A 24,803-nucleotide genomic window follows, 5' to 3' on the forward strand; every position below is an offset into this window, starting at 1 on the left:
CGCCGCGATAACGGGCCGGCAGCGGCTCGTCCACGCCGCTGCCGGCCTGCGTCCAAAAGTACAGCGCCTGCGCATCCCGCTGCACCCGAAAAGACAGCGACTCCATGATCGACTCGCAGCAAGAGCCTACTTCCGCCGTATGCTCCGCATCTTCTGCCATTTCCAGCAGCGGGTAGAGCGGCAGAAGCCAGGAGTGAAGCGTCCGGTACGTCTCGGCCGCCTGTTCGTCCGCCTGTTCCGGCAAAGCCCAGGCCGCCCCCGTAAACCAGCCATAAATGAGCAAAACCAGCGCTTCCGCGCGCTCATCCTTGCTCATATGCATTTTCAACTTATGCTGAAAAAAAGCAGCATAAATACGATGCCTGCTGTCAAATACTTTCGAAGTTCCGGGCCGAAGCCTGCGGCATATCCGTTCCAACCGCATGTCCTCGCATAGAGCAAACAGTTGATTTGCCAACCTGGGCAGAGCCGCAGACATACAAAAATTCAAGTAACTATCCACAGCCGAAGCCCCCGTAAACCATGCGCTGCCGATGCCGCGCAAATAGACGTCGCTCTTCATGCCCGCCGCCCGGTCGGCCGCAGGAAAATCACGCCAAAACTGACTCACCGTCATTTTTGCCGCAGCTTCGTCATAATGAGAATGATATGCCGCTTCAACCTCCAGCTCCTTGATACGCGTAAACATCCGGGCCAGATCGGCCAGCTGCATATGCAGCATCGAGTCGATTTTATCGTCCAGCAAGCTCAGTTTTCCTACAAACATCGGTTTAGAACAACGTCTCCGCCGCATTGACTACGGCAGCACGTTCCCTCTCATCCGTCAATTTATCCGCAATGGCGCGGGTCACGGCACGTACGGGAGGAATGTACGCGGCCAAATCACACGCATCCAGCAATGCGCGGATCGATCCCGCTTCGTCCGGAAGCTGCCCCATTTGTATCAAAGTCAACAAATCCGCTGAAAGCTGAACAAAAGACCTCAGCAAAACCTCATTTTGTTGAATCGACTTCGTCCGCAGCAATTGATACAGCGATTCCCCTTGCAAATATGGCACATCAATCGTCACAAAACGATTTTTCAAAGCCTCATTAAGAGGCACCGTTCCGATATATCCTTCGTTAAGCGCAGCAATAACCCGAAAACCGGAACCCGCTGTAACCACTTCCCCCGTAAAAGGATTCGTAATCGATCTGCGATGATCCAAAACGCCGTTAATCAACGGCAGCGTCTCGGGCTTTGCCATATTGATTTCATCTATATAAAGAAAATGCCCCTTGCTCATCGACTTCATAATCGGCCCGGGCACGAATTCAATGCGTGCCGTTCCTTTTTCATCATGCGTCAGCGTTTTAAAACCAAGGAGCGCTTCCGCATCGAGATCCGTCGAACAGTTCACGGCATGAAGCGGTTGTCCGAAAAGAAAAGACAAATGCTCCGCAAGTTTCGTTTTGCCCGATCCCGTAGGTCCTTTCAACAGCACATTTTTCCCTAAAAATAAAGCGATAACCGCATCCGAAAGCACCTCTGCCTGCGGCGACTCGAACTCGGGACTGCCAATCAAACTTCCGTCTTCTTGCTTAAGGCCGGTTTCATTCCGCTCTTTTTGCGCGCGAATTTGTCCTTCCATTTCTTGCGGTATGAATAAAGTCGACATTGTTTGCCCTATCCTTTCCTGACATATCTACCTATAACTATTTATCAGGAAGAAAATGTTGTCAAGCCGCACCCACCCCGGCAAATGGAAAACCCCCAGCTTGTTAAGCTGAGGGCAAGCCGCTCACTCTAGTGCCGCTGCTGCTGCATCCCGGCATTGTTGAACGCTTGATTTTGTTGATAGGACTGCTGCTGCATATGAACAGCTTGTTCCAGTTGGGCACATATTTGCATGCAATGCTGCATTTGCTGCATCGCGTTCGCGTGTCCTTGCAAAGCGTGTTGGATCATCTGAGCCGCTTGATGTTCCCGCTGCGCCAATTGCTCGAGCTGCTGCGCATTTTGCTGCTCCTGATGCAGCAATTGTTCGTACAATTGGCTGCCTTGCTGGGTTTGCGCCATCATCTGGGAAATCACTTGCTGGCATTGATTGATTTGCTGCAAAATCTGATGCATCGTTTCAAAATTCCTCCTGAAAATCATATAGTAGGCAGAACGGACTGCCCGACCATTATTATGGCTAATGTTTGCAAAATTAAACCGTTTTTTATGGAATCAAACGTTTTTGGCCTGTCGTATAATCCGGAAATGCATGCTGCACCATCGTATTAAATTCATTCAAATAACCGTCCATCGTCTTCCGCTCGCGCTGCTGCCTATCATAAAACAGCATTCTACTTACAAAATGCGGATTAGTCGAAATAAAAACATTCGCTTCCGGATAAGCGCGGCGCAGCGCACTTCTAATCGCTTGAGAACTCTCGGCCGACAACGGCTTTGAAGAAACCCAGTCCAGTTGAGCACCTTTGCCTGAACCAAAAAGCCCGGCCCCTGCCGCCGGATCATTCTCGCTGCCTGGAGTCTGTTGTAGGTCCTGACCGGCCTGTTGAACCGCCACATAAATATTACTGCCGGCAAGCGCAACAGCGGCTGAACCTACGTGAGCGGTTTTCATCAGCTGATCCGCCAAATCCCGGTTCATAGCCAAATGCACATTGTCGTGAGCCATGGAGCTGTCCACAGTCGGAACTTTCCTGACAGGCTGCGAAGTCTGGCTCAACATCTTGGCGCCCAAAGAGGGATTCTCATTATTTTTCAAACTCGCATCCCAATTCCCTGCATATTTACTCGCGGATCCGGCCTGCTTTTCTGTTGACGCCTGGGAACACGCCGCCAACAAGAGCGCACAACAAGCAGCAAGCAGCAGTGCTTTCGTCCATATATTTCTCATGAAATCAAATCCCTTCTGCCCTTACTTGTTATCTGCCGGCCGGGCGTTGTGCGCATACGCAATAAGAGCAATATCTTGTTCCAACTCACGCTTCATCCGCTCTTCCAGGACGCGTAAATCCTTCAACAAATCCTCCCTGCTGTTCAGATCGGCAAACTGATACGACTCCATCTCCATATAACTCAAACCCCCTATTCAGGCAATTTTTGAACATTAATAATATGGACCAAAACCTTAATTCTTACGATAAAAAACAACTCCCCCCAAACCTAGGTCTCCCATGTCCGTGGTATATTCATTTCCCAGCCCTTATTGCCACTATCCCCTTCGGTCAGAAACTTCTCCTTAAACATTCACAGATCGATAACCTGATCACCCCTCTCTGACGTGTATCCCCATTTCCTTATCCTTAACTGCCACTATCCCCTTCAGTCAGAATGCCCCAAAATACGATCCTAGATCGTAAAGAAAAAGCAAGAAATCGGATTAGGTCTGATGAAACCATGAACCTAGAGCATGAAATCGAGTGTCGATCCGGGGGTTGATACCTTTTTACATTGGTCACCGAAGTTGCTGTTAGTAAGGACGGGCAATAGTGCATGGGATTTTCCCCTGAGCCGCAGGGATAGTGGTCACATAGAGTCATCTGCGAAATGCTACTCTCACCATCACCCATTAATTCCCAATTAATAATCCCGCGACTTCCCGTTACTTACTGCTGCCATCCCTTTCTGCTAGTATGGTTTTCTTAACACCAGTCCTGGAGCGTAAGTAATATGTCTTTCTTAAGCCCAATCTTAAACCGTGAACCTGGAGCATGGAATCGAGTGTCGGTCCGGTGAGGGTACCTTTTTACATTTATGTCACGGAAGTTGCCGACCGTAAGGATGGGTACAAGTGTATGAGGTTTCCCTGAGCCGCAGTGATAGTGATCATAAGAAGTCGTCTGCGAGATACGCCCTTTGGAATGGCCACTCCTAATCCTTTATCACGCGTACATTAGGAGGTTGTTTGCTTCCTTTACCCCTGGTTTTTGGGGAAGACTCTGAACATAAAAAAACCTGCAGACCGACAAGCGGTCGCAGGTTTTACGAGGTTGCTTTTATTCTTTTTTCTTACGAGTGTCGTCCAGGTCTTCCAGCAGTTTGCTAACGGATTCCGGGTCGACATGGCCGAGATCGCGGAATTGCCGGAGTTTGAGCAGCAGTTCGGCTGCGATTGCTTCGTCTGTCTGGTTGTCTTCTCCATAGGAGGGATCGAACCAGATGTAGAAGCCTTCCGGACCGTTGCGCAGAAACGGTTTATGCCAATGATCCGGATACGCATAGGGCTGCTCGCCGAAAATAAGTCCGAGCACGTCATCGCTATCGATAGGCATGAAATGATGGAACGTTTCCGGCACTCCTGTGTCGGCCAAATTTCGATGCATGTATGCGTAATGGAGGTAATGTTCCCCGGTCTCGTTATCTTTGGCGACTTCGTACATTTCGAGCTCGCCGGTTTGCAGTTCTTTGACGGTGACGACGCGGGATTCCAGCATCTCGTAGGCGATTTTGGTCTTCAGCTGCAAGGATTCATCGTGCATGACGGATGTCCCTCCTTTCGGTTCGCTTTCCGGTTACCCTGACATTGTGTTGCGCAATGATCTTTTGGGGAGTTTCCATTTGTTAACAACGGAAAGCATTCTTAGTATCACGATGATGGCAAAAAGTACGGCCAGTTGCCACGTTCCCTGCACCCAGCCTAATCCGATCATCGCGCCGGCCAGCATGCCCCATACCGCGTAGATTTCATCTTTTAAAACGAGCGGCTTGCGTCCGGCCAGCACATCGCGTATAATGCCCCCGCCGATTCCGGTCAATACCGCGGCGACGATGATCGCGCTTAGCGGGTGGCCCATGTTCGTCGCGTACAGTGCGCCTTGAATCGAAAAGGCCGCCAGGCCGATCGCATCAAAGAAAGCTTCCCATGTTTTCCAAAGTCGGATGTATCGTACCGGCATGAAAAACACGAGTGTCATCGCAAACAGTGCAATCTGGAAGTATAAACCTTGTTCCCAAAGCAATGTTACGGGCTTGCCGATGAGCAGGTTGCGTACGACGCCCCCGCCGAATGCCGTCACAAGCCCTAACACGTAGACCCCCAATATATCATATTCTTCTTCCATCGCCACAATCGCTCCGCTCACCGCAAAAGCGATCGTGCCGATGATGCTGAACAACTCCCAGTTCACTGCCTGCAGCTCCTGTTCCTTAGATGTCCCAATTCAGCTCTATTTCTCTTCCTGTTTGTGAGGAACGGTAAATGGCGTCTAAAATCAGGTTATTCGTATATCCGGTCATAACGGAAGTAATCGGCTGTGCGCCATCGCGGGTGCAGGCCAGAAAATGCTTTGCCATTCGAACACGCGAGCCTTCGTCGCGATCCGGGATGACAAGATCGACATCCGCTTTCCGGTCGAATACCTCAGCCAGCAGTTTGCCCGTGTTGCCGCGGATGGAAGCTCCGCCTTCAGAGCCAAGCAGCTGCACGTAAGGCTGCTCATCCGAATCTACCAGCGCAGCCCAACTGACGTCCAGGGACAGCGTCGCCCCGTTATCCAGCTTAATCAAGGCAGTCGCCAGATCTTCTACGTCGTAGGTCCCGTTCCAGTTCGGGGTTCCCCAGGAGCCGATACCTTTTTTGCGCGGTCCGAATTCCGAATAGGTGGCGCCATATACGGATACTGGCTTAGGATTGCCCATGAGATACAAGGAAAGATCCAGCATATGTACGCCAAGATCGATCAGAGGGCCTCCGCCCGATTTATTCATTTGCGTAAACCATGTACCCCAGCCCGGAATTCCTTTGCGCCGGACCCAGCCCGCTTTTGCATGATAAATATGCCCCAAGGCGCCTTTTTCCGCCTGTTCTTTCACCTGCATCGACAACGATTCCCAGCGGAGCTGGTGCGGGATCATCAGTACTTTGCCGGCTTTGCGCTCGGCTTCGACGATCTTTTGAGCTGATTCGAGGTTGATGGCCATCGGCTTTTCGAGCATGACATGTTTGCCTGCTTCCAAAGCCTGCACGGCAATCGGCGCATGCCATTCGTTGGACACGGCGATGATGACCGCATCGATGGATGCGTCAGCGAGCAATTTTTCCGATGTTTCGTATACGTTCTCGATCTGATACTCTTTCGCTCTTGCTTCCGCCAGCGGCAAATAAACATCGGTTACCGCAGCGATTTGCGCTTCCGGGATCTTTTTTAACACTTCCATATGGACATTGCCGATATTCCCGGCGCCGATAACTCCAATGCGAATCGGACTTTGCTGACTCATACGACTAACGACCTCCGCAACAATTTATAATGCAATCTTCACTATTATAAATCCGGGCATCTGCCGCCGCAACAGCATGCGGACAAAAATCATTGAATACATTGAAAATAGCCCGAAATGCGTAAGGCTAAAACTTTCCTAATAGTTCAATGAAACATATCTAACATTTGTTGTGTATCCTTAAGTTGAAAGTGATCGGAATAGGAGGGAAGAACATGCAAGCGATAACTATCAAGTTCAAAAATAAAGCGATCCCGGTGCTCAATTACACGCAAAAAAGATCGCAAATGGGCCAACTGTCCAGCAAGTTAAAGGAGCTTGAGCTTAATTTTGAATTTCGCAAAAAATTAAAAATGATCTCATTGATCGAGATCATCGGCGATGTTGCTATTTTTAAATATAATGACGGCACGAAGCTGTACCTTGAAGTTTCTTAGGATTTTTCCGGAAAATATTCCTTACTGAGCGTCTCAAGCTCCTGCAGAGAGCGTTTAGCCCATGCTTCCAGATCCGTCAGCTTGTTCATTTGCGCCATAAGCGCTCTCTTCAGTGAATCTTGATAATCCGGGACGTTGCCGGCGTAGGCTCTGATCGTTGAAATCGGCATCAAGGCGATCTCCTGGAAAGCAAGCGCTCTGCGTTGGTGAAAAAAAGCTACGCTGCCATCCATCGGATTATGCAAATCTCCTTGCGCCGGATGTTCCTTCACGGCCAAAATGCGCACCGCCGCCTTCATTGAATTCGTGAGTTCCACGATTTCTCCGTAATATCCTCCTGTTTTGTACTCTGCGGTAACGCGGTCTCCTACTTGAAAGGATCCTGTACTCATCATTCATGACCTCCGTTTATTTCGTTATTTGGCCTGCTTAGCGGCAGCAGCTTTAAATACAATTCGTCCACTGATTTCATACTGTACAAAAATTCCATTTCTTTATCGCGCTCTTTCATGACTATGCATGGAACGCTTTTGATTCGCCAATCGCGGACAAGCTGAGGCAAAAAATTAATGTTGCTTTTATAAAGAGGCAGCTCGGGCAGCATCGTCAGGATGATGCCGAGCATGCGCTCGGTCAATTGGCAAGTTCCGCAGAACGGCGTGTACAAAAATACTCCGAATGAGGGGCCGTTCCCGTCTTTCGTGTGATCCAGCAGCTGCTGCTGCGTCCATTCCTGCATGCTAGATCCCCCGTTCGTCCAGCCAAAGCAAGCTTTCGACGGCGCAGCCGATCAGATGAGGAAAATCGTCGATTTGCCCTTCGTCGATTTTGCGCCCGAACGATAAAACGATTTCGTTGCCGTACCAGACCGGATCGGCGCCAAATTCATAGGAAAGCTTTTGCCTGATGTCCGGTCGATGTCCCCATATGCCGCTCACCTGCTTGGCGATTTGCGGGCATTCGCGATCAGGCTGCCGTACCTCGGTGTACAGCCTCACTTCAAGCGTACAGCCCGGCGCGGCCGACGGGTTTTCCAAAATTTCCGCGGCAAGGTCGCTGAGATGTGCATGCAGCTTAATTTCCGCGCGGCTCGGCTTCTTCGTGCTTATCGCGAATTCGATCGCATACGTACGCGACATGGATGACATGTCGATCTGATCGGAGCGGCGGGTGACGATAAGGGTTCCTTCCAGATCCAAATCGTAAACGGAGCCTTCCAATACGACTTTCACGTTCTCAAAAACTGTCGGATCAAACAAACGGCGGACCTCCTTTCTTCTTTGCCCCGATTCGATTATACTAAAAGCATATTTACGTAAAGAAGGTGTTCCCGTATGTCTGACAAGCCTCTGGATCAAGAACAGCAGCCTGGAGAAACAGGCCCGAAAAAGGTCAGCCTGGCTGATGCGATCAAACAAAAGCTTGCGCAAAAAAAGGCGGATCAAGCCGCACAAAAAGCTAATCCGAAGCATGCAGCTGGAAACGGTCCGGCAATGAAAAGCCAAATGACCAAAAAAGTAAACAACCAACGCCGTCGTACCGGAGGCAGTTAGCAGCAACGCAAAGGCGCCCTGATGAAATCGTGATCGGGGCGCCTTTGTTCGTTTCTTAATCCGAATTAATAAACAGGTTAGGCGTACAGCGTTTCCCGTTGTTTTTTCACATCGTCGTTTTCCAAATATTCATCGTACGTAATCATTTTATCAATGAGTCCGTTCGGAGTAATTTCCATGACGCGGTTGGCGATCGTTTGAATGAACTGGTGGTCATGGGAGACGAACAAAATGGTTCCGTCAAAATCGACAAGCCCGTTGTTCAGCGCCGTAATCGATTCAAGATCGAGATGGTTCGTCGGTTCGTCAAGGATGAGCACGTTGGAGCCGCTCAGCATCATTTTCGAGAACATGCAGCGCACTTTCTCGCCCCCGGAAAGCACGTTCGCTTTTTTCAAAGCTTCTTCTCCGGAGAAAAGCATACGTCCCAAGAAGCCGCGCAAAAACGATTCATCCTGATCTTTGGAATATTGGCGCAGCCAATCGACAAGGTTGATATCGACATTGAAGTAGTCCTGACTGTCTTTCGGGAAATAAGCTTGCGATGTCGTTACGCCCCAAGTGTAAGAGCCTTCGTCCGCTTCCAGCTCGCCCATAATGATTTTAAACAATGTCGTTTTGGCAATGCCGTCCGGTCCGACGAAAGCGATTTTATCGCCTTTGTTGATTGTAAAGGAAATGTTGTTAAGCACTTTAACGCCTTCAACGGTTTTCGTGAGATTTTCAACTGCAAGCAGCTGCTTGCCCGCCTCGCGCTCGGCTTTGAAATGGATGAACGGATATTTGCGGCTCGACGGCTTGATATCTTCCAGCGTAAGCTTCTCGAGCTGCTTTTTACGGGAAGTCGCCTGCTTCGATTTGGACGCGTTCGCGCTGAAACGGGCGATAAAAGCTTCCAGTTCTTTGCGCTTTTCTTCGGTTTTCTTGTTCGCGTCGCGCGCCAGCTTCAGGGCCAGCTGACTCGATTCGTACCAGAAGTCGTAGTTGCCGACGTACATCTGGATTTTTCCGAAATCGATGTCGGCAATGTGCGTACATACCTGATTCAGGAAGTAGCGGTCATGGGAAACGACGATGACGGTGCCTTCGAATTTGGCCAGGAAGTTCTCCAGCCAGCGGATCGATTCCAAGTTCAAATGGTTCGTAGGCTCGTCGAGGAGCAAAATGTTCGGGTTGCCGAACAGCGCTTGCGCCAGGAGGACGCGGACTTTTTCGTTGCCGTCCAGGTCCTTCATTTTGACGTCGTGCAGCGATGTAGGGATGCCCAGACCGATCAACAGCTCCGCCGCATCGGATTCCGCCTGCCAGCCGTCCAGATCCTGAAATTCGCCCTCAAGCTCCGCCGCTCTCATGCCGTCTTCTTCCGAGAAGTCCGCTTTCGCGTAAATAGCGTCTTTCTCTTCCATAATTTTGTACAGGCGGGCGTGGCCCATAATGACGGTTTTCAGCACTTCAAAATCGTCGAACTCATAGTGGTTCTGCTTCAGTACAGCCATTCTTTCACCCGGAGCGATGCTGACTTCGCCTGTATTCGGCTCGATTTCGCCGGACATGATTTTTAGAAACGTGGATTTGCCGGCACCGTTGGCGCCGATCAGCCCGTAGCAGTTGCCTGGCGTAAATTTGATGTTGACATCCTCGAAAAGCGCTCTTTTGCCATAACGAAGCGTCACGTTGGATACGGTTATCATTCGGAAATTTTACCTGCCTTTATATATATTTGTTACTATCATACCTTATTTCTTTCGATTTGTTCTACCAGCTCGGATAAATAAGTCCATCTTTCCATCGCTTCTTCCAGTTCCAAGGCCGTCTGCTGCTCCTGCTCATACAGCTCTCTGACCTTGTCGAAGTCGCTGCCGGCCGTCTCGATTTGCTGCTTAAGCGAAGCGGCTTTGTCTTCCAGCGTGGCGATCCGGTCTTCGATCTCGTCCCATTCCTTCTGTTCCTTGAAGGTCAGCTTTTTCGGGCGGGCTTGCGCCGGAGCTGTGCCTGTGCCGGCAGTTGCAGAAGCGCTAACCGCAGATTTGGAAGCTGCAGCTTGTTTTTGCTGCTCTTTTCTGGCTTGCTCGGCCTCTTCCTCCTGCCGTTTCTCCTCCAGGTACTCGGAGTAGTTGCCGTTGAACGGCTCGATGCGGCCGCCCCCTTCGAACGCAAACAGATGGTTGACGGTCCGATCCAAAAAGTAGCGGTCATGGGAAACGGTGATGACGGCGCCCGGAAAATATTCCAGATAATCTTCGAGAATCGTCAGCGTCTGGATGTCCAGATCGTTGGTCGGTTCATCCAGCAAAAGCACGTTCGGCTCGCCCATCAAAGTGCGAAGCAGGTACAGCCGGCGCTTCTCGCCGCCGGACAACTTGCCGATCGGCGTCCACTGCAGCGCGGACGGGAACAGAAAGCGCTCGAGCATCTGCGACGCCGAGATCGATTCGCCGTCCGAAGTGCGAATCACTTCCGCCGCTTCCTTGATGTATTCGATGACGCGAAGCTTCTCGTTCATCTCGGCGTTCTCTTGCGTATAGTAGGCCAGCTTGACCGTCTGGCCGGTCTCGATCGTGCCGCTGTCGGGCTGGATGCTCCCGGCGAGCATGTTCAGCAGCGTCGACTTGCCGCTGCCGTTCGGGCCGATGATGCCGAGGCGGTCCCCCGGCATCACGATGTAGCTGAAGTCGCTCATGAACGGCTTCCCGCTTTCAAAAGCTTTGGTGACGGAGTCAAGCTCCATCACCTTTTTGCCAAGGCGGCTCCCCGCGAGCGCCATGTCGAGCTTATCGGCGGGACCGTCCACTTTGCGGTCCCGCAGCTCCTCGGCGCGCTGCACGCGCGCCTTCTGCTTCGTCGTCCGCGCCTTCGCGCCGCGGCGCAGCCAGGCCAGCTCGCGGCGCAGGAGGTTTTGCCGCTTGTCTTCGCTGGCGGCTTCGGACTCCATCCGCTCCGCCTTTTTCTCGAGGAACGCCTCATAGTTGCCCTCGTAGCTGTAAATCTTGCCCCGGTCCAGCTCCAGCATGCGGTTCGTCACCCGCTCCAGGAAGTACCGGTCGTGCGTGACGAGCAGCAAGGCTCCCTTCCACTTGCTTAAAAATTCCTCGAGCCATACGGCCGTCTCGTTGTCGATATGGTTCGTCGGCTCATCGAGGATGAGCAGATCGGCCGGCTGGATCAGCACGCGGGCCATCGCCACGCGCTTGCGCTGGCCGCCCGACAGCTCGCCGACGGGCTTGTCGAAGTCGCTGATGCCGAGCCGCGTCAGCACGGTTTTGGCAGTGGTACCGGCTTCCCAGGCGCCAAGCTCATCCATCCGCTGCTGGGCGCTGAACAGCCGCGACTGCTTGCTCTCGCTGGAGGCGTCCAGCTCCAGCTCGGCGAGGGCCCGCTCATAGGCGCGAAGCGTCTGCATGAGCGGCGAGTCGCCATGGAATACCTGCTCAAGAACCGTGGAGTTCGGATCGAACTCCGGGTTCTGCGGCAGGTATTCCACCCGAAAATGGTTCGCGTGCACGAGCTTGCCGCGATCCGGGGTTTCCAGTCCCGCCAGCAGCTTCAGCAGCGTGGACTTGCCTGTGCCGTTCACGCCGATGAGCCCGATGCGCTGCCGCTCGTTCACCGTGAACGAAATATCGTCGAAAAGCACCTTTTCGCCGTAGCTTTTGGTTATATTTTGAACGCTCAAAATGTTCATGGGTCATCCTCTTCCTTTCCGGCCGACAATCCGCCTCTTTTCGTATGCTGTCAACGAGCAGGCTCCGAGATATAGGCGGCCAGCAGCGCGGCCGTATGGGCAATGGCGTCCATATGCGTCCTCTCCATGCCGTGCGACGCATGTACGCCGGGACCCACGAGCGCTGCGCGGATATCGCGCCCGCCGCGCAAAGCCGCAGACGCGTCCGAGCCGTATCGCGGATATATATCGACGGCAAAGCCGATGTTCAGCTTTTCCGCCAGTTCGATCATTTTCGACGTCATGTGATAATCGTACGGCCCCGACGAATCTTTGGCGCATATCGATACGTCGCGGTCGCTGCCGCTCAGATCGTCGCCCAGCGCCCCCATATCGACCGCGATCAATTCCGTGATGTCCTCCGGAATATAGGCGGAACCGTGTCCGACTTCCTCGTAAGTGGAGAAAAACAGCTTGACTGTCGCTGCAGGCTTCAGTTTGTTTTGCTTCAGCAGCTCCAGCAGCCCGAACAAGGCGGCGACGCTCGCTTTATCGTCCAAATGCCGCGACTTCACGTACCCGTTGTCCTTGATCTGCACCCGCGGATCAAACGAAATGAAATCCCCGGGACGAATGCCCCGCGCTTCCACGTCCTTTATCGCCTTGACCGGCTCATCGATGCGGATCTCCATGTTCGCTTCATCGCGCTTATATTCCCGCGCGTCTTCGTAGACATGTACGGAAGGATGAGCGGTTAATATCGTGCCGTCGTAGACGCGGCCGTCTCTTGTATGAATTTGGCAGTACTCGTTTTCGATAGAGCCCATCATAAAACCGCCGACCGAAGTAAACCGCAGCATGCCGTTTTCTTTGATCGAACGGACCATCGCGCCGAGCGTATCCACATGCGCGGAAATTCCGATGACACGGCCGCCATGTTCGCCCGGAATCGTCACCACGCCGCAGCCTTTGTTCGTGAAGGTCATATCATGTCCCAGCTTGCGCAGCTCCGCCTCCAGCTTGCTCATGATATGGTGCGTATAGCCTGTAGGGCTGGGTGTGCGCAGCAGCATTTCCAATATGCCGGCCATGTAGCTCCGGTTGATTTGTTCTTTCATGGCGGGGCTCCTTTCCGGCAGCGGTCTGGTGTTTCTTCGCGCACTAGTATCCCCGCTTGTTTGGAGGAAGCGCGAAATGAAAAAACAGTGCAGCCTCACATAAGGATACTACACTGTTTTTCATCGTTTTTCAAACGGGATCAGCTTTCATAATCTACGCAAACCGACGTTCCGTCCAAAACTTGTTTCATATGTACCTTCACTTCTTCATGAAGCGGATGCGCATCGTAAACTTTCAAATCGTCCACGGAATCAAAACGGGTCACAAGCGCGATATCGTAAGAACGTTCCAGTCGCAATACGTCCGTCCCTACTTCAATATGTTTGAGCACGGGAATTTTACCTTCCATGTTAGCCAGCACTTTTCTTGTTGCTTCGATGGATTCCGGGCTGCGGTCTTTCAATTTAAACAAAACGATATGTGTCAGCATGCTAGTTTCCCCTTTTTGCTTGAATGGTCAAAATATACGCCTCTCGGCAACCGTTTTATTATACCACTAGCAAGGCAAGCCGGGAAATAGCAAAAATGCCGGAAACCTTTATGAGAGAAAATTATAAGAATGTTTAAAAAAGGAAATTCCCTGAGCATTGGCGAAATTTGCAATTACCCGGATTTCAACTACATTTGCGGAGGTAGGGAGATGACAAACCAAGAAATTCAGCGCCGTTATTCGCTGGAAAGGCACCTGGAGGAGTGCTGCCGATCCGACAGCAGCTTTTCCTTGCTGTACGATACGTTCAGGTTTAATAAAAGACAAATATGCGAAGTGCTCGAAACGATTAAACTATATTTTCCGCATTACAGCAAACACGGCGCCGCCCATTCCGGCTGCATCGTCACATCCGTAGAATTGCTGCTTGGCGAAGACCGGATCAGATCCCTGTCCGCTACAGATACATTTTTAATTTTGCTGTCGGCTTATTTGCATGACATCGGCATGTTTTTGAAAAATGAAGAAATAAGAAAAGAATGGGCGACTCCGGAATTCGGCATCTTTTTGGACGAGTTTGCGCTTGTCGACGATTCTGCAAAATTTGTGAAAAACTTTATGGCCGGGCCCGGCAGTGCGGTGGACTCGGATGTGTACATTCTTGATTTGATGGAGCATACCCGCGTCGTCATCGCCGAATACTTCAGGCGCAGCCACGGCCCAAAGGGCGAAGAAAGAATCGCCGGCAGCCTAAAGGATCTCGATATTATGCTGAACGCCGGCAATCAGATTCCGAGGCGGCTTATCCGCCTTCTGTCTGTGCTCTGCTCCGCCCACAACAACACCATCGATGAGGTCATGCAGCTGCGCCAATTGCAGTCCAGCGGTCTCGGCGACCTCATTCATCCGCGGTTCATAGCGATCCTGCTGCGGATCGGGGATTTGCTCGATTTGGACAACAACAGGTTCGACGACCTGGCTATTCTGTCCAGCTATTCGAAACTGAACCGCACGAGCCAGACTCATTACGACAAACACAATTCGGTTGAATCGCTGCTCATCACCCCGGACAAGATTCATATCCTGTCGGTCAGCGACGATGTGAACGTACTCGCCGAAATGCGGGGCTGGCTGAAACTCTTGGAAGATGAGCTCCGAAACCTTCGCGACCGGTGGCATGAAATCGTTCCGGACCGTTTGGCGGGCACGACCCCGCAGGTCGAGTTCATCGTGAGAAAAAGGAACGGCGAAGAAGATTTCACAGACAAAAATTTAAAGCTCGATTTCCCGGCTCAAAAAGCGTTTCAGCTCATCAGCGGCGAAAATATTTATACGGATAAACTCGCAGCTTTAAGAGAAATGATCCAGAATTCGCTCGATGCATTGAAAATCCAGTTTTGGCGCGATTTGCAAAAGGGCAATATTAGAACCCGCATCAAAGACGATCATTACAGCGGCATACTGCCTATCGATATCGGACAGGCCGAATTTGAAAAATACAACGTGCGGATTCATTTTTATGACGGACAGCGCGAGCAGGACCGACACATGTTAAAGGAACATATCGGACAAAATTTGCTGCAAACGCTTTGCGGCAACGATGAATTGGCGGACAGCCTCATTGTCATCGTTGAAGATAACGGCACCGGCATCTCCAAGGATGATTTCGTGAATCGTATCCTGCAGACCGGCAAGAAAGACGGCAAGCCGGGCAAATATGCCGAGGTGTGCAGGCAAATGCCGCTCTGGCTCAAGCCGACCGGAGAATTCGGAATCGGGCTTCACTCCGTATTTTCAATTACGGACGACATCGTGATCCAGACGAGATCGGAAGCCGATTTGGAAAACGGCAGACAAATATACATCCAGTCCGGGAAAATGAACGGGTACGTCCTGAGCGATATTTGGGATGCCCGTAAAACGGGAAACGGCAAACCGATGGCGCGCGGAACGCGAATTATCGTCCGAATCGGGAACGACAAAAATTTATTTGATGAAAACGCCGCACCCATGCTGAAATCCGATTTTTTCAGGTCAAATCCGGTTGATTTCAAAATTAAATACATGCAGGCGCTGATCGAGAAAGAACATCCGCAGGCGCGTCCGCAGTTGAAGTCGCCCACAGGCACGTTTATCGTCAACATGAAGTATAAGCCTCCGGCGCATTTGTGGGGACATTCGGCGCAATTGACCGACAGTATCGATGACGACAACCATTATGCGGAAATTTGGGACCAATCGGGCGCCGTCCATGTATACATATATGACAAACGGGCCGGGCATCGGATCTGGTTTGCTCCATCGTCCGAATTCGGGGATAGCCCCCGCATCCATCTGGCCTATAAAGGTGTGACGGTGGATGACCAAGCGTTGAGCGGCGCGTTGACAAGCCTGCTTCTTTCAAGGGACACCCTCTGCGTCGATTATGCTTTTGAACAGACAGGCAGCTACGTGAATTTGAACAGAGCCAGCTTTGTGCGGGAAAAGAAAAATGAAATCGTACAAACGACCTCCGGTTTGGTACATACCGCTCTCACATTTTACAACCGTTTTTTGAAAAAACAATTCCAAAGCAGGCTTCCGGAATTTCAACGTTACAACGAATTAAATGATGCGATGCTGCACGTCATCGAGGATGCCTATGAAAGTTTGCAGCAGCAAAAAGCGGAAAAAAAGCTGGACTTCACGGCTGCTCTGTTCATCTATTCGGAAAAGCTTTCGGAACAGCTGCTCTCCCCCGAATCGTCCGGTTTCGCGATGCCGGATACCGGCTTCCCGAAAGAATTAGCGGCTATCATCTTTGCCAAAAGAATGTTCCATTGGCTGCATGTGCTTAAACGCGACTATCATCTGCACCTTTTTGATTATGATTACAGCAGTATGCTTCAAACATTTATCGACAGCTACGTGACCTCGATTCAAGAGTATTGCTGTCCGAACTTGAGCGCAGACGTCTTTGTACGGGAGTTTGTCAGACCTTTAACATCCGTATCCGGCGGCTACTCGTTTGAAATATCGCTTGTCAGAAACGCGCTGCCCGACTACTCCGTTTCATGGCTAAAGTCATACGTCCATTATTGGAAACAGTCGAACGCCTTGAAAATGTTTTTATATTACATCAAATACGGTATAGCTGCGGATGCCGATGACAAATTTCTGCAAATCATGCGCGTCCTGTCCGACGGCTACATTCACGACGACAATTACGGCCATTTCAACAATGGCTGGGAAAACGAGATGAAGCATCCCGTTACGTTTATTGAGCGCGGCAGCGAGCCCAGACAAGCGGCAAGAGCCTACTTCGGCTCGGAAGCTGTCCTTAAAAAGGAACGGTTGTTTTTTCCTTTGCCTACCGGGAGCGATCGAATTGTTTCCTTCCTGCCGCTCAAAACGCTGGATGTTATTTCAGATCAGGAACAAACGTATTTTCGCTTTGTGACCGCGGAATACAATGATGCCGCCGAAACCGCCTGCATACAGCTATCTGAAGATGCAAAACAATATCTGTTCGCGGATTTGCTGCATTACGAGACCGAAGAGCGAAATTGGTCCCCTTTTAACAGCGAATACTGCATCATGCCGGCTATCGAACAATATAAAGATATTGCGGTAAACGGCCTGCCGCTAGAGCTTCAAATTATTTATAACCACAGCCTATACTCTCAAATCAGGCAGGGCAGCTATTTTTTAATTCCTTTCGCCAGATTGGAATTCGCGGATTTAATTAACGCCGTTGAATTTGTTTCCAGAGAATCGGATGAATCGTTCATTGAAACTATTATCGAACATCTTGAACAATGCAGTATGGACATGTCAAAGGATGAAATTTCACCTGAAAACTTGCTCGTTTGGGCAGAACTGGAGTCCACGCTTTCCAATTTGCAATCCGGCGCGACGTATATGAATATCATAAATTTCACCGTCAGCAGAAAAGCTGACCCGAATACCGACGATAAACAACGCAGGGCATCTGTAGAAACTACATATAATAAGCTGGTCATAGACTTGCTCCACTACTTGTTTAAACGAATCAACTAGCTGATCGCTGTTGCAAGAGCGCCTTTGAGCCATTTATTGAATCGATCTACCAAACGCATTCAATGAATGGCTTATTTTCGCTTGCCCCATTGCTCCTTTCGCTCTAAAAGCGAAACGTAATCTCCATGCGGACGATCCGAATCGTATCCCCGTCCTTCAAGGCGTACGCCTGATAGGGAACTAACGGTTGACCGTTCAAAAACGTCCCGTTCGTTGAGCCCAGATCTTTCACCGCGTATGCTTCATCGGTTTTTAAAATTTCGGCATGAAGTCTCGATATCCCCGTTTCATCACAAATGTAATCGGTGCCCGCCCCCTCTCCGCCTCTGCCGATCGTAAAGCTTTCTTTCTCTATCGCAGCCGTATGTTGAACGCCATCTTTGTACAATTCGATTCGCGGCCCTTGCGGTTTTGATAACACCGCTCCCAGAAAGACTGTTGCATTGGCGTTCGCCGTTTGCAGCAATGTCGTATGCATGTGCAAGTTTTGGTAATACTGCTGCAGGTTAACCGGTTCCGGTTCCGGCTCCGCCTCCGCTCCCCGTTGTCCGGCTGCGAAGGTTTCGATTCCGGTTTCTGCCGCCGGTTGAACGGCGGGCTTCAAAGAAACCGGAGACCTTTTTGCCCAAAACTGCGGAATACCGACATAGGCGGCTACGAACCAGGCATCCGTAAACAGAACTGTGATCCCCGATACGATTCGCAGCCCGGCTTCCGTCGGAGCGGAAAAATAATCCTGCCATATAAACGCGGTCAGAAGCAAACAAACAGCGAACACGATCCATTTTGCACGCCGTGTCGGAAGTGTGATTAGAGCCGGGGACGCCGGTCCCGGCTGCTGATCGAAAAGCCGGGAGGGCTCGTCCTCCTCCCTTATTTTCCAAACCGGCTTCGGCAAGCTGGCCGGTTGTTCCTCCTTCCGGCTTGCCAAGCCGGATTCCGCCCGACTGCCGCCGATTTGCGCGGCATCGGTTCGCTCCGCCCGCTCCACGATTGCGGGCGGGGCGCAGTTTTCGCTCCTTGGATGCTCCTGTTCGTCCAGAAGCTCAAGCAGCCTCTTTTTGCATCCGTCAAGCTCCCATTCGTTCGAAAAGGACTCGATGAATCGTGATATGCCGCTGTCTCCTCCTGTTTTCACCTTGGACGCCAACAGAACAGCCAGTCCTTCCACCTGAACTTGCAGGGGAATTTCTTCTTTTGGCCGCTCAAGCGGAACATAGGTCAAATACACGTCGGACCAGTCATTGCCGATGAAAATAAAATTATCCTTCAACACATACTGCGTTTCAAGCAGCATATAATTTTTGCTTTCTTCCAACGTGCAGACGACGGCGTACAGCAGTTTGGCGAACTGCCGGCTTGTAAGCCCTTCGGCTTTCAGAACATGGGACAGCATCCGCTTACCGGTCAAGTTGTAAAGCAGGCTGATGCGAAAATCCATTTCCTGCATGCCGAGCGGAAGCAGCCGGGGAATCCGGTTCGATTCCAGCATGCGCAGTTGAAGCCCGGACAACTCCCCCGCCGGGATGCCGCCTTCGCGATGGAGCTCCATGTAGTGGCCATGGCGGTACACGAAATCGTAGCGCAGCCCAAATACTTCCTGAACCAAAGACACACCTCTTTTCACATAAAAGCGTAGCACCAGGCCGTTATGACTCCCGGCACAACCGCATACATAAACGGAAATGTAATGTTGGCCTGCCGCTTCATCCCGAAAGCCGCTGCTGTGTCCCGATACGCTGTTATCGCGATAAGCCAGCCTGCGAGCTTGTATCCTGTCGCCGTCAATTGTTTTTTGGCGATTAGAATCGTAAGCCCGATTACGCCTGCAAATAATACGGAGTAAACGATGCACTGCATCACGAACAATACTCCCATAATCGAGCCAATAGCGGCAAACAGCTTCACGTCTCCGGCTCCCAAAGCGCCGAACAAATGGAGCAGCAACAGCATCCCGAATCCGGCGGCAGCGCCGGCAACCGAGTAAAGCGCTCCTCCCCAACCGCCTGTCGCCGCATGAACCAGCAGACCGACTGCCGCTCCCCCGATCGTTAATTTATTGGGCAGTATGGACTTCCGAGCATCCGTCCAAAATGCAATTCCGATCAAAGCAAACAATACAAAATGGATCAAAGAACCCCTCCCTCCTTTGCTTCTTGTATGCCAGAATGCACTTGCCGGCTAAGCGCCGACCCACGCCCGCTCTACGGCTTTCTTTTTTAAAACAATCGTCCGCTTCATAAACGGAAGCGGCAGTGTATACTCCACCTGCGCTTCCAGCGCGAAATAGGCGCTGCTTCCTTTTTGCATACCCGGCAAAGTAACGGAAACGACCTTCAGGCTCTCCTTGCGGATTGCACCGCTATCGCAAAATGCGTACACAATCGGCGTAAAAGCCGCGTTGATTCGCGGTGCAACATGTTCATCGATAAATTGGTCCGCCGTATCGCTCGCCTTACTCTCCCCTTGCGTGCGCAGTTCCTTCTCCCACTTGACAATTTCCAGCAGTGCATCGGGAATATAAGCAGCGTATTCGTCGGCAAAATCTTCGGCGCCCAACACTTGATTTCTGGCGCTCTCAATGCGCTCTATGGCCGAACCTACGAAATCCGCCGCAGGGCTTTGCTCATATCTGGCTTTCGCTTCTTGCACGAGCAGCCGCACCGGATACAGTTGGCCGGCCACCGTCTTCACCGTTTCCGATACGGCGCTCTGGAGTGCCATCTCCATGACGGCAATCTGAATAAACACGATAAGTCCCACGACAAATGATAGAAAAACCGGCAGCAGCAGCGCCGCCTCCAAAACGATGCCCCCCTGCTGCCCTGCATAAAATTTTTTGAGCATGCCAAGATACACCTCTCTGATCGCAATCCTCTGAGCCTGTCCGAAGGAAGTTCCTTTCTGCCGAGCTCTTCGGACAGCCCCCCCTGGCTCAATAAGCAAATGCTGCTGTGCCTGCCAGCCGGCAACGGTTCCCTTGCACTTCGCATCCTAATAACCCGGTGCCCTCCATGAGCCGCATCAATTGCGGAACGAACCACAGCCTTATCCAGCTTGCTGCGCTCCCTTGCACGTAAGTTGTTTCCTGCACGAGATCTTTGCCGGTATTCAGTTCGATCAACGCCTGCATTCTGGCCATCAGCTTCGAATCGTTGCTGTGCAGGAGCAAAAATATGCGCAAATAGTCCTTGTAAGTCAAACTGAGCGCTGACGAAGTTATTTTTGCGGAAAGCTCGACGGCTTCTCCCTTGACGAGCTGATTCATATCTGCAAAAGCTTTGACCGCTCCTTCCGCTGCGGCAGCGAGGAGAACGAGCAGAGGAGAGCCGATATTCAGCAGCTCCTTTTCCGGATCAAGCAGCGCTTCCAAAGTGCGGATGGCCAGCCGGAAAGAAAACATTTCCGCATAAGCCGAAGAAATATTGGCCGCGCAGGAAGAAAAGCCATACAGCAAATATTCGGCCTCCTGACCGTTCAAAGCATGTGTTCCCGGATCAACCAGCTCGTTCGATGATTTGGGCTGGCCTGACAGATCTTTCTCCATGCCGTACGTTCTGTAGTTGAACTTCGTTAATGCAAACTCATTGACGTACAGTTCGTCGCGCAATGAAGCCGCCGCATCGTTAAAAGCGTCCAGCATGGACATCGCTTTCAGGCTTACGGGCTCCGATTTTTCCAAATCGTACGCTACTTCACTGCCGATACCGCCTTCTTGGGCGTTCGCCTCGCGATATTTTTGATAATAGCCTCTGCCGGCTGCGGAACTGCCGCCATCGCCCTGCAGTCGCTTGTACAGCTCGGCTTCGCTTGACAGCGAATTGACGATGCCGCAGCCGCCTATCGCTTGCTTCGCCTGGTCCAAAACGGATTGGATCTTGCTTTTTTGCTCCCGTTTGGCAGCTGTAATCGAGCTCCTTTTCTCGATCCTCGCTCTTTCAAGCGCGCTTTGCTTCGCGTAAAACCCGCTCGATGTACGCCAGTATGCATCGTTCGCGTTGTTCGCCCTGCCGGTGTTATCCGGCGTATACAAGGCTACATCTTCAATGGCGGCTTGAAATGCGGCAAAAAGGGCGCTAATGCTCGCTGCCGCCGTCTGATAGCCGTCAAAATAATCGTCTCCGAAAACGGCTACGCTTTGAAAAGTTTCGTACGCTTGGGCAGCGCCGCCAGTACCGTTCGCGATCCCGCTCAATTTGCCGCGGATGCTTTCATTGACCTGCTTCGCTTTTTTGAGCGCCGGCTCGATTTCCTTGTGCAGGCCGCTGACAACGCTGCCGTTCGCCACTGCTTCCACCTTGACAGCGGCAAGCAGCGCCGCGTATTTCACTAGCAAATCCAGCAATCTGTCCAAATCCTGCTGCTGCTGAGCCAGCGCCTGAGCCTGCTCCTCAAGCGCGCGCCTTGATTCCATAATTGACTGAATCGTTTGCCAGCTTTGCGCTCCGGCCGCAGCTAACGATGCGAGATTCATATCCAGCCCGGCGATCGAATCGCGGACTGTTTTCAATTGATTTTTCACGCTCAGCAATTGGCCTTTTACTCCATCAACGGTGTGGACGCCGATTTGCTCGGTTAAGCTGTTCAATTCGGCGATGCGGGTTTCGTAATACGAATGATAAGCCGCCGTTTTCGTATGGAGCTCTTCCATGCCCGCCCACGCTTCATCCAGCGCTTCGTCTCTTTGTTCCAGCAGCTTTTCCAGCTCTGCGGATTCTTTGGCAAACTGCGATCCTTGCCGAAAGGGCTCAGCCGTACCGGTTTTCTGAAACTTGTCCGTAATTTCCAGCACAAACTCGATGGGCGCTTTAATTTTCATATCCTCCAAAATTTGCCGTTCAAAAACAGCGTGGCTCGCCAAGGAATAGACCGGAGTCAGACGCATGTCCTGATCGACGGGAGTTTGATCGATGTAATGAAATCGCTTCGAACCTGAGCTGCCGGACAAATTGCCGGCGAATACTTCGTGAAAAACCCGTTCGGCTTCCGCTTTCGGCAAACCGAGCCCGTACAGCCCCATCGCTTGAAGATCGGGATCAAAAGCCGACATCACAGAGCGAACGGCGGCTTTTACAGCCAAATCGTGTTCCTTTTCCGCCAGCTTGATCCTCGCATAATCGATCAGAACCGCCTGAAACAAAAAGATAGGTACGACGATCAGAATCAAATAGACGGAAACAGCCCCCGTTTCGGATACGAATAGTTTCCTCAAAAACGTTCTCCTTTCTAGTTATGTACGACGACCACAATGCCTTTTTGTTCCAGCTCCCTGCGCAATTGGGCCGAAGGAACGCCTTTCCCGTTTGCGCTCTTTTTAAAAAAGTGCCAGACGACGCCTTTGACTTGCTTACCTTCTTGCAGCAGTTCCATATCTTTGGGCAATTGGTCGGCAAGAAGCTGCGGTTCTGTAAATGTATAAAAAGCTTGATGGGCTACGCCGTTTGAGTCCAGCGCGTCAACGGTGCGGCTTTTGCCAGATAGCGTAACCAGCTTCACTTCCTTCCCGCCTGTGAGAGCTTGCAAATAGCGGGCCGCTTCCCGTTCCGAACGGATTGTCACGCTTGGACCGGAACCGTCGTCATTTGCAGGTTCTACAAGCGCCGCTTTCCCTTTTTGCGGGGAAATCCGCCCTTTTATCGCTTTGATGTACGTCCTTGTAATGTCCGTCAAGCGGATCAGTTCAACAGGTTCGATCACATGGGACACCGCTTTGCCGCTCACCCGCGCAGACCCAAGCATTCGCGCTACGAATGGGGGCATGAGGAACGGCTTATTCAGTTCCACCTCAATTTGGCGGTCCAGTACGAAATTTTTATAGCGTGCAGTACCTGTGATCCCGGGTGGCAATAGAGCGGACGATTTCGCCAATTTTTTCTCGACTTGGCCTGCAGCGCTGCCGGCTTCCCCTGGCAAGGCGACTTCCGCAGTCCGGCCGGAAACGAGCAGCCCGAATAAATCGGATACGCTGTCCTGCGTCAGCCTCCAGTATAAACCGTCCGTTTCACCGGGATTGAAGTTGCCCGAAGCCAAATCCTTGCGGCTGTTGTCCCATGTGAAAGCGAGCCGTTCCGCCGCCGAGCGGGCAATGTGCTGGACGACAACCTTTTGATATACAAATATCCCCAGGAACAGAAGCGTTAACGTGCAAATCATCACGATTGGAAAAACGAGCGTCGCCTCGATCGTAAAGCTGCCTCTGTCGTCCCGGCCAAAACCTGCGAACCGCTTAAGGCGCACAGGACGTTGTCGGACTCGGAGCGCACGGCGTTACAGAACTGTTGTTTTTCAGATCCGAGTTGGCGTCGCCGATCAGTTTTTGAAACCAGGAGACGATCCATTTTCTGAAAATAATCGCTATCGCGACAAGTATCGCAACGATCAGCAAAATCTCCAGCGTGCCGAGGCCGTCCTCATCTTTCCAAAAAGCTTTCAACCATACGGTCATCCGTCTCATTTTCAATTCCTCCTTGTATGTTATTGCTGCCTCATCATGATCAATGCAGGTGCGGCGACGATCACCATCACCACAACGAAAATAAGCACCATCGGAAATACGAGCTTGGACGAGGCTTCTTCGCCCAGCGTCCGCGACACCGCTTTGCGCCTTTGCCACAGATCCAGCGACAACGCCTGTAAAGCCATCACAAAATCGTTTCCGCCCCGCTTGTAATTGAGCAGCAACGCTGAGGTAAAAAGCGACACTTCATGCAGGGCGCAGCGTTTGCTGAAATCCTCCATCACTTTGGCAAACGGAATGTTCATTTCCAATTCGCGGACCGCTTGAGCAAGCTCCTTGAATAGAGGAGTTTCCTCGCGCCCCCTCCTCGCTTCGACGCAGCGGATCCATGCCCGGCCTACGGTTTCGCCCGCATTAACGAGCAGCACGATAGTATTCAGCACTTCCGGCAGCTCCAAAATCATGTGCTGCTGCTTTTTGCGGATTTTCACGTCCAAATCGCGCACCAGCAGCAATGGAACGGCCACGGACCCCAGCAGGCCCAGCCCCAGCAAAGAGGCGTCTCCGTCTGCCGCAACCGCAAGCAGGGAAAAAAACAGCAGGCATGCGTACCCGGCTGAAACGAGCTCCGCGTAAAACATTTTGCTACCATGCAGCGCATAGCCTCTGCCGAAAAGCGTCAGCAGCTTATGATGCACCCGCGCTGTAAAATCCGGCAGCTTCTCCATCAGCTTGAACCGATCGATGATGTACAAACTGAAGGGAAGCAGCCATTTGAGCTTAAACGGATACGGTTGTTCCCGCAAAAACGGTTTATACTTTTGACGTCCAAGAAGCGTCAGTACACAGCAAACGAGCATTTCGAGCAGCACCGCCAACGTGATCCACATTTCG

At 51.6% G+C, this 24,803-nt stretch carries 24 protein-coding genes and 1 pseudogene; 3 read left to right on the forward strand and 22 right to left on the reverse strand.

Features of this window, described 5'->3' with window-relative positions; all coding sequences use genetic code 11:
* From AC0LWT_RS13055 to AC0LWT_RS13090, 8 genes and pseudogenes are all read right to left on the reverse strand, one after another.
* Positions 1-745, reverse strand: a pseudogene (locus tag AC0LWT_RS13055) (nitric oxide reductase activation protein NorD); the annotation flags it as partial.
* A gap of 25 nt (positions 746-770) precedes the next feature.
* On the reverse strand, positions 771-1,658 hold the full coding sequence (locus AC0LWT_RS13060) for an ATP-binding protein (protein WP_474681694.1): 888 nt from the start codon (positions 1,656-1,658) through the stop codon (positions 771-773).
* Between the two features lie 128 nt (positions 1,659-1,786).
* Positions 1,787-2,113 (reverse strand): hypothetical protein, encoded by a 327-nt coding sequence (locus AC0LWT_RS13065; protein WP_474681695.1) that lies wholly within the window; start codon positions 2,111-2,113, stop codon positions 1,787-1,789.
* A 91-nt stretch (positions 2,114-2,204) separates the two neighbouring features.
* The gene (locus AC0LWT_RS13070; RefSeq protein WP_474681696.1) at positions 2,205-2,888 is read right to left on the reverse strand and encodes a hypothetical protein; all 684 of its coding nucleotides are present in this window, start codon (positions 2,886-2,888) and stop codon (positions 2,205-2,207) included.
* A gap of 21 nt (positions 2,889-2,909) precedes the next feature.
* Positions 2,910-3,065: a hypothetical protein gene (locus AC0LWT_RS13075; RefSeq protein WP_474681697.1), complete on the reverse strand. Its 156-nt coding sequence runs from the start codon at positions 3,063-3,065 to the stop codon at positions 2,910-2,912.
* Between the two features lie 925 nt (positions 3,066-3,990).
* Complete coding sequence (locus tag AC0LWT_RS13080; RefSeq protein ID WP_474681698.1) at positions 3,991-4,473, reverse strand: hypothetical protein; 483 nt, start codon at positions 4,471-4,473, stop codon at positions 3,991-3,993.
* 33 nt (positions 4,474-4,506) lie between these two features.
* Complete coding sequence (locus AC0LWT_RS13085) at positions 4,507-5,121, reverse strand: trimeric intracellular cation channel family protein (protein ID WP_474681699.1); 615 nt, start codon at positions 5,119-5,121, stop codon at positions 4,507-4,509.
* Between the two features lie 19 nt (positions 5,122-5,140).
* Positions 5,141-6,214 (reverse strand): Gfo/Idh/MocA family protein, encoded by a 1,074-nt coding sequence (locus tag AC0LWT_RS13090; protein ID WP_474681700.1) that lies wholly within the window; start codon positions 6,212-6,214, stop codon positions 5,141-5,143.
* A gap of 215 nt (positions 6,215-6,429) precedes the next feature.
* Here AC0LWT_RS13090 and AC0LWT_RS13095 point away from each other — a divergent pair, with 215 nt between their 5' ends.
* Entirely contained in the window at positions 6,430-6,651 is a 222-nt protein-coding gene (locus AC0LWT_RS13095) for a hypothetical protein (protein WP_474681701.1), read from the forward strand.
* On the opposite strand, the gene kapB is transcribed toward AC0LWT_RS13095, so the two are convergent.
* Genes kapB through AC0LWT_RS13110 form a run of 3 tightly spaced genes read right to left on the reverse strand, consistent with a single transcriptional unit; the run spans position 6,648 to position 7,910 of the window.
* Positions 6,648-7,043 carry a kinase-associated lipoprotein KapB gene (kapB, locus tag AC0LWT_RS13100; protein WP_474681990.1) on the reverse strand — a complete coding sequence of 132 codons (396 nt, stop codon included), beginning with the start codon at positions 7,041-7,043 and terminating at the stop codon, positions 6,648-6,650. The two genes, AC0LWT_RS13095 and kapB, sit on opposite strands and share 4 nt — an antisense overlap.
* Complete coding sequence (locus tag AC0LWT_RS13105) at positions 7,043-7,390, reverse strand: thioredoxin family protein (protein ID WP_474681702.1); 348 nt, start codon at positions 7,388-7,390, stop codon at positions 7,043-7,045. Before AC0LWT_RS13105 ends, kapB begins: the two co-directional genes overlap by 1 nt.
* A 1-nt stretch (position 7,391) precedes the next feature.
* On the reverse strand, positions 7,392-7,910 hold the full coding sequence (locus AC0LWT_RS13110) for a hypothetical protein (RefSeq protein ID WP_474681703.1): 519 nt from the start codon (positions 7,908-7,910) through the stop codon (positions 7,392-7,394).
* A gap of 75 nt (positions 7,911-7,985) precedes the next feature.
* On the opposite strand from AC0LWT_RS13110, the gene AC0LWT_RS13115 reads away from it, so the two are divergent.
* Positions 7,986-8,204: a hypothetical protein gene (locus AC0LWT_RS13115; RefSeq protein ID WP_474681704.1), complete on the forward strand. Its 219-nt coding sequence runs from the start codon at positions 7,986-7,988 to the stop codon at positions 8,202-8,204.
* A 77-nt stretch (positions 8,205-8,281) separates the two neighbouring features.
* Here the strand turns inward: AC0LWT_RS13115 and AC0LWT_RS13120 are convergent, their stop codons facing one another.
* The 4 genes from AC0LWT_RS13120 to AC0LWT_RS13135 all read right to left on the reverse strand — a co-directional run bounded on the left by AC0LWT_RS13120 (position 8,282) and on the right by AC0LWT_RS13135 (position 13,414).
* Positions 8,282-9,895: an ABC-F family ATP-binding cassette domain-containing protein gene (locus AC0LWT_RS13120; protein ID WP_474681705.1), complete on the reverse strand. Its 1,614-nt coding sequence runs from the start codon at positions 9,893-9,895 to the stop codon at positions 8,282-8,284.
* Positions 9,896-9,933: 38 nt separating this feature from the next.
* Positions 9,934-11,886 carry an ABC-F family ATP-binding cassette domain-containing protein gene (locus AC0LWT_RS13125; protein WP_474681706.1) on the reverse strand — a complete coding sequence of 651 codons (1,953 nt, stop codon included), beginning with the start codon at positions 11,884-11,886 and terminating at the stop codon, positions 9,934-9,936.
* 50 nt (positions 11,887-11,936) lie between these two features.
* The gene (locus AC0LWT_RS13130; RefSeq protein WP_474681707.1) at positions 11,937-12,983 is read right to left on the reverse strand and encodes a M42 family metallopeptidase; all 1,047 of its coding nucleotides are present in this window, start codon (positions 12,981-12,983) and stop codon (positions 11,937-11,939) included.
* 140 nt (positions 12,984-13,123) lie between these two features.
* Positions 13,124-13,414 (reverse strand): Dabb family protein, encoded by a 291-nt coding sequence (locus tag AC0LWT_RS13135; RefSeq protein ID WP_474681708.1) that lies wholly within the window; start codon positions 13,412-13,414, stop codon positions 13,124-13,126.
* Between the two features lie 210 nt (positions 13,415-13,624).
* Here AC0LWT_RS13135 and AC0LWT_RS13140 point away from each other — a divergent pair, with 210 nt between their 5' ends.
* On the forward strand, positions 13,625-17,452 hold the full coding sequence (locus tag AC0LWT_RS13140; protein ID WP_474681709.1) for an HD domain-containing protein: 3,828 nt from the start codon (positions 13,625-13,627) through the stop codon (positions 17,450-17,452).
* A gap of 103 nt (positions 17,453-17,555) precedes the next feature.
* Here the strand turns inward: AC0LWT_RS13140 and AC0LWT_RS13145 are convergent, their stop codons facing one another.
* From AC0LWT_RS13145 to AC0LWT_RS13175, 7 genes are all read right to left on the reverse strand, one after another.
* Positions 17,556-19,061, reverse strand: coding sequence for a DUF6382 and FHA domain-containing protein (locus AC0LWT_RS13145; RefSeq protein WP_474681710.1), 1,506 nt, complete (start codon positions 19,059-19,061; stop codon positions 17,556-17,558).
* A 14-nt stretch (positions 19,062-19,075) separates the two neighbouring features.
* A complete protein-coding gene (locus AC0LWT_RS13150; RefSeq protein ID WP_474681711.1) occupies positions 19,076-19,585 on the reverse strand; it encodes an A24 family peptidase in 510 nt (169 codons plus the stop codon).
* 48 nt (positions 19,586-19,633) lie between these two features.
* Positions 19,634-20,299 carry a TadE/TadG family type IV pilus assembly protein gene (locus AC0LWT_RS13155; RefSeq protein ID WP_474681712.1) on the reverse strand — a complete coding sequence of 222 codons (666 nt, stop codon included), beginning with the start codon at positions 20,297-20,299 and terminating at the stop codon, positions 19,634-19,636.
* An 88-nt stretch (positions 20,300-20,387) separates the two neighbouring features.
* The gene (locus AC0LWT_RS13160) at positions 20,388-22,664 is read right to left on the reverse strand and encodes a hypothetical protein (RefSeq protein ID WP_474681713.1); all 2,277 of its coding nucleotides are present in this window, start codon (positions 22,662-22,664) and stop codon (positions 20,388-20,390) included.
* 14 nt (positions 22,665-22,678) lie between these two features.
* Positions 22,679-23,689, reverse strand: a complete 1,011-nt coding sequence (locus AC0LWT_RS13165) for a TadE/TadG family type IV pilus assembly protein (RefSeq protein ID WP_474681714.1) — start codon at positions 23,687-23,689, stop codon at positions 22,679-22,681.
* On the reverse strand, positions 23,679-23,906 hold the full coding sequence (locus AC0LWT_RS13170) for a Flp1 family type IVb pilin (RefSeq protein ID WP_474681715.1): 228 nt from the start codon (positions 23,904-23,906) through the stop codon (positions 23,679-23,681). The genes AC0LWT_RS13165 and AC0LWT_RS13170 overlap by 11 nt, the downstream gene beginning before the upstream one ends.
* Before the next feature lie 20 nt (positions 23,907-23,926).
* On the reverse strand, positions 23,927-24,799 hold the full coding sequence (locus AC0LWT_RS13175; RefSeq protein WP_474681716.1) for a type II secretion system F family protein: 873 nt from the start codon (positions 24,797-24,799) through the stop codon (positions 23,927-23,929).
* Positions 24,800-24,803: the final 4 nt, after the last annotated feature.

Source organism: Paenibacillus sp. sgz302164 (genome assembly GCF_056120505.1).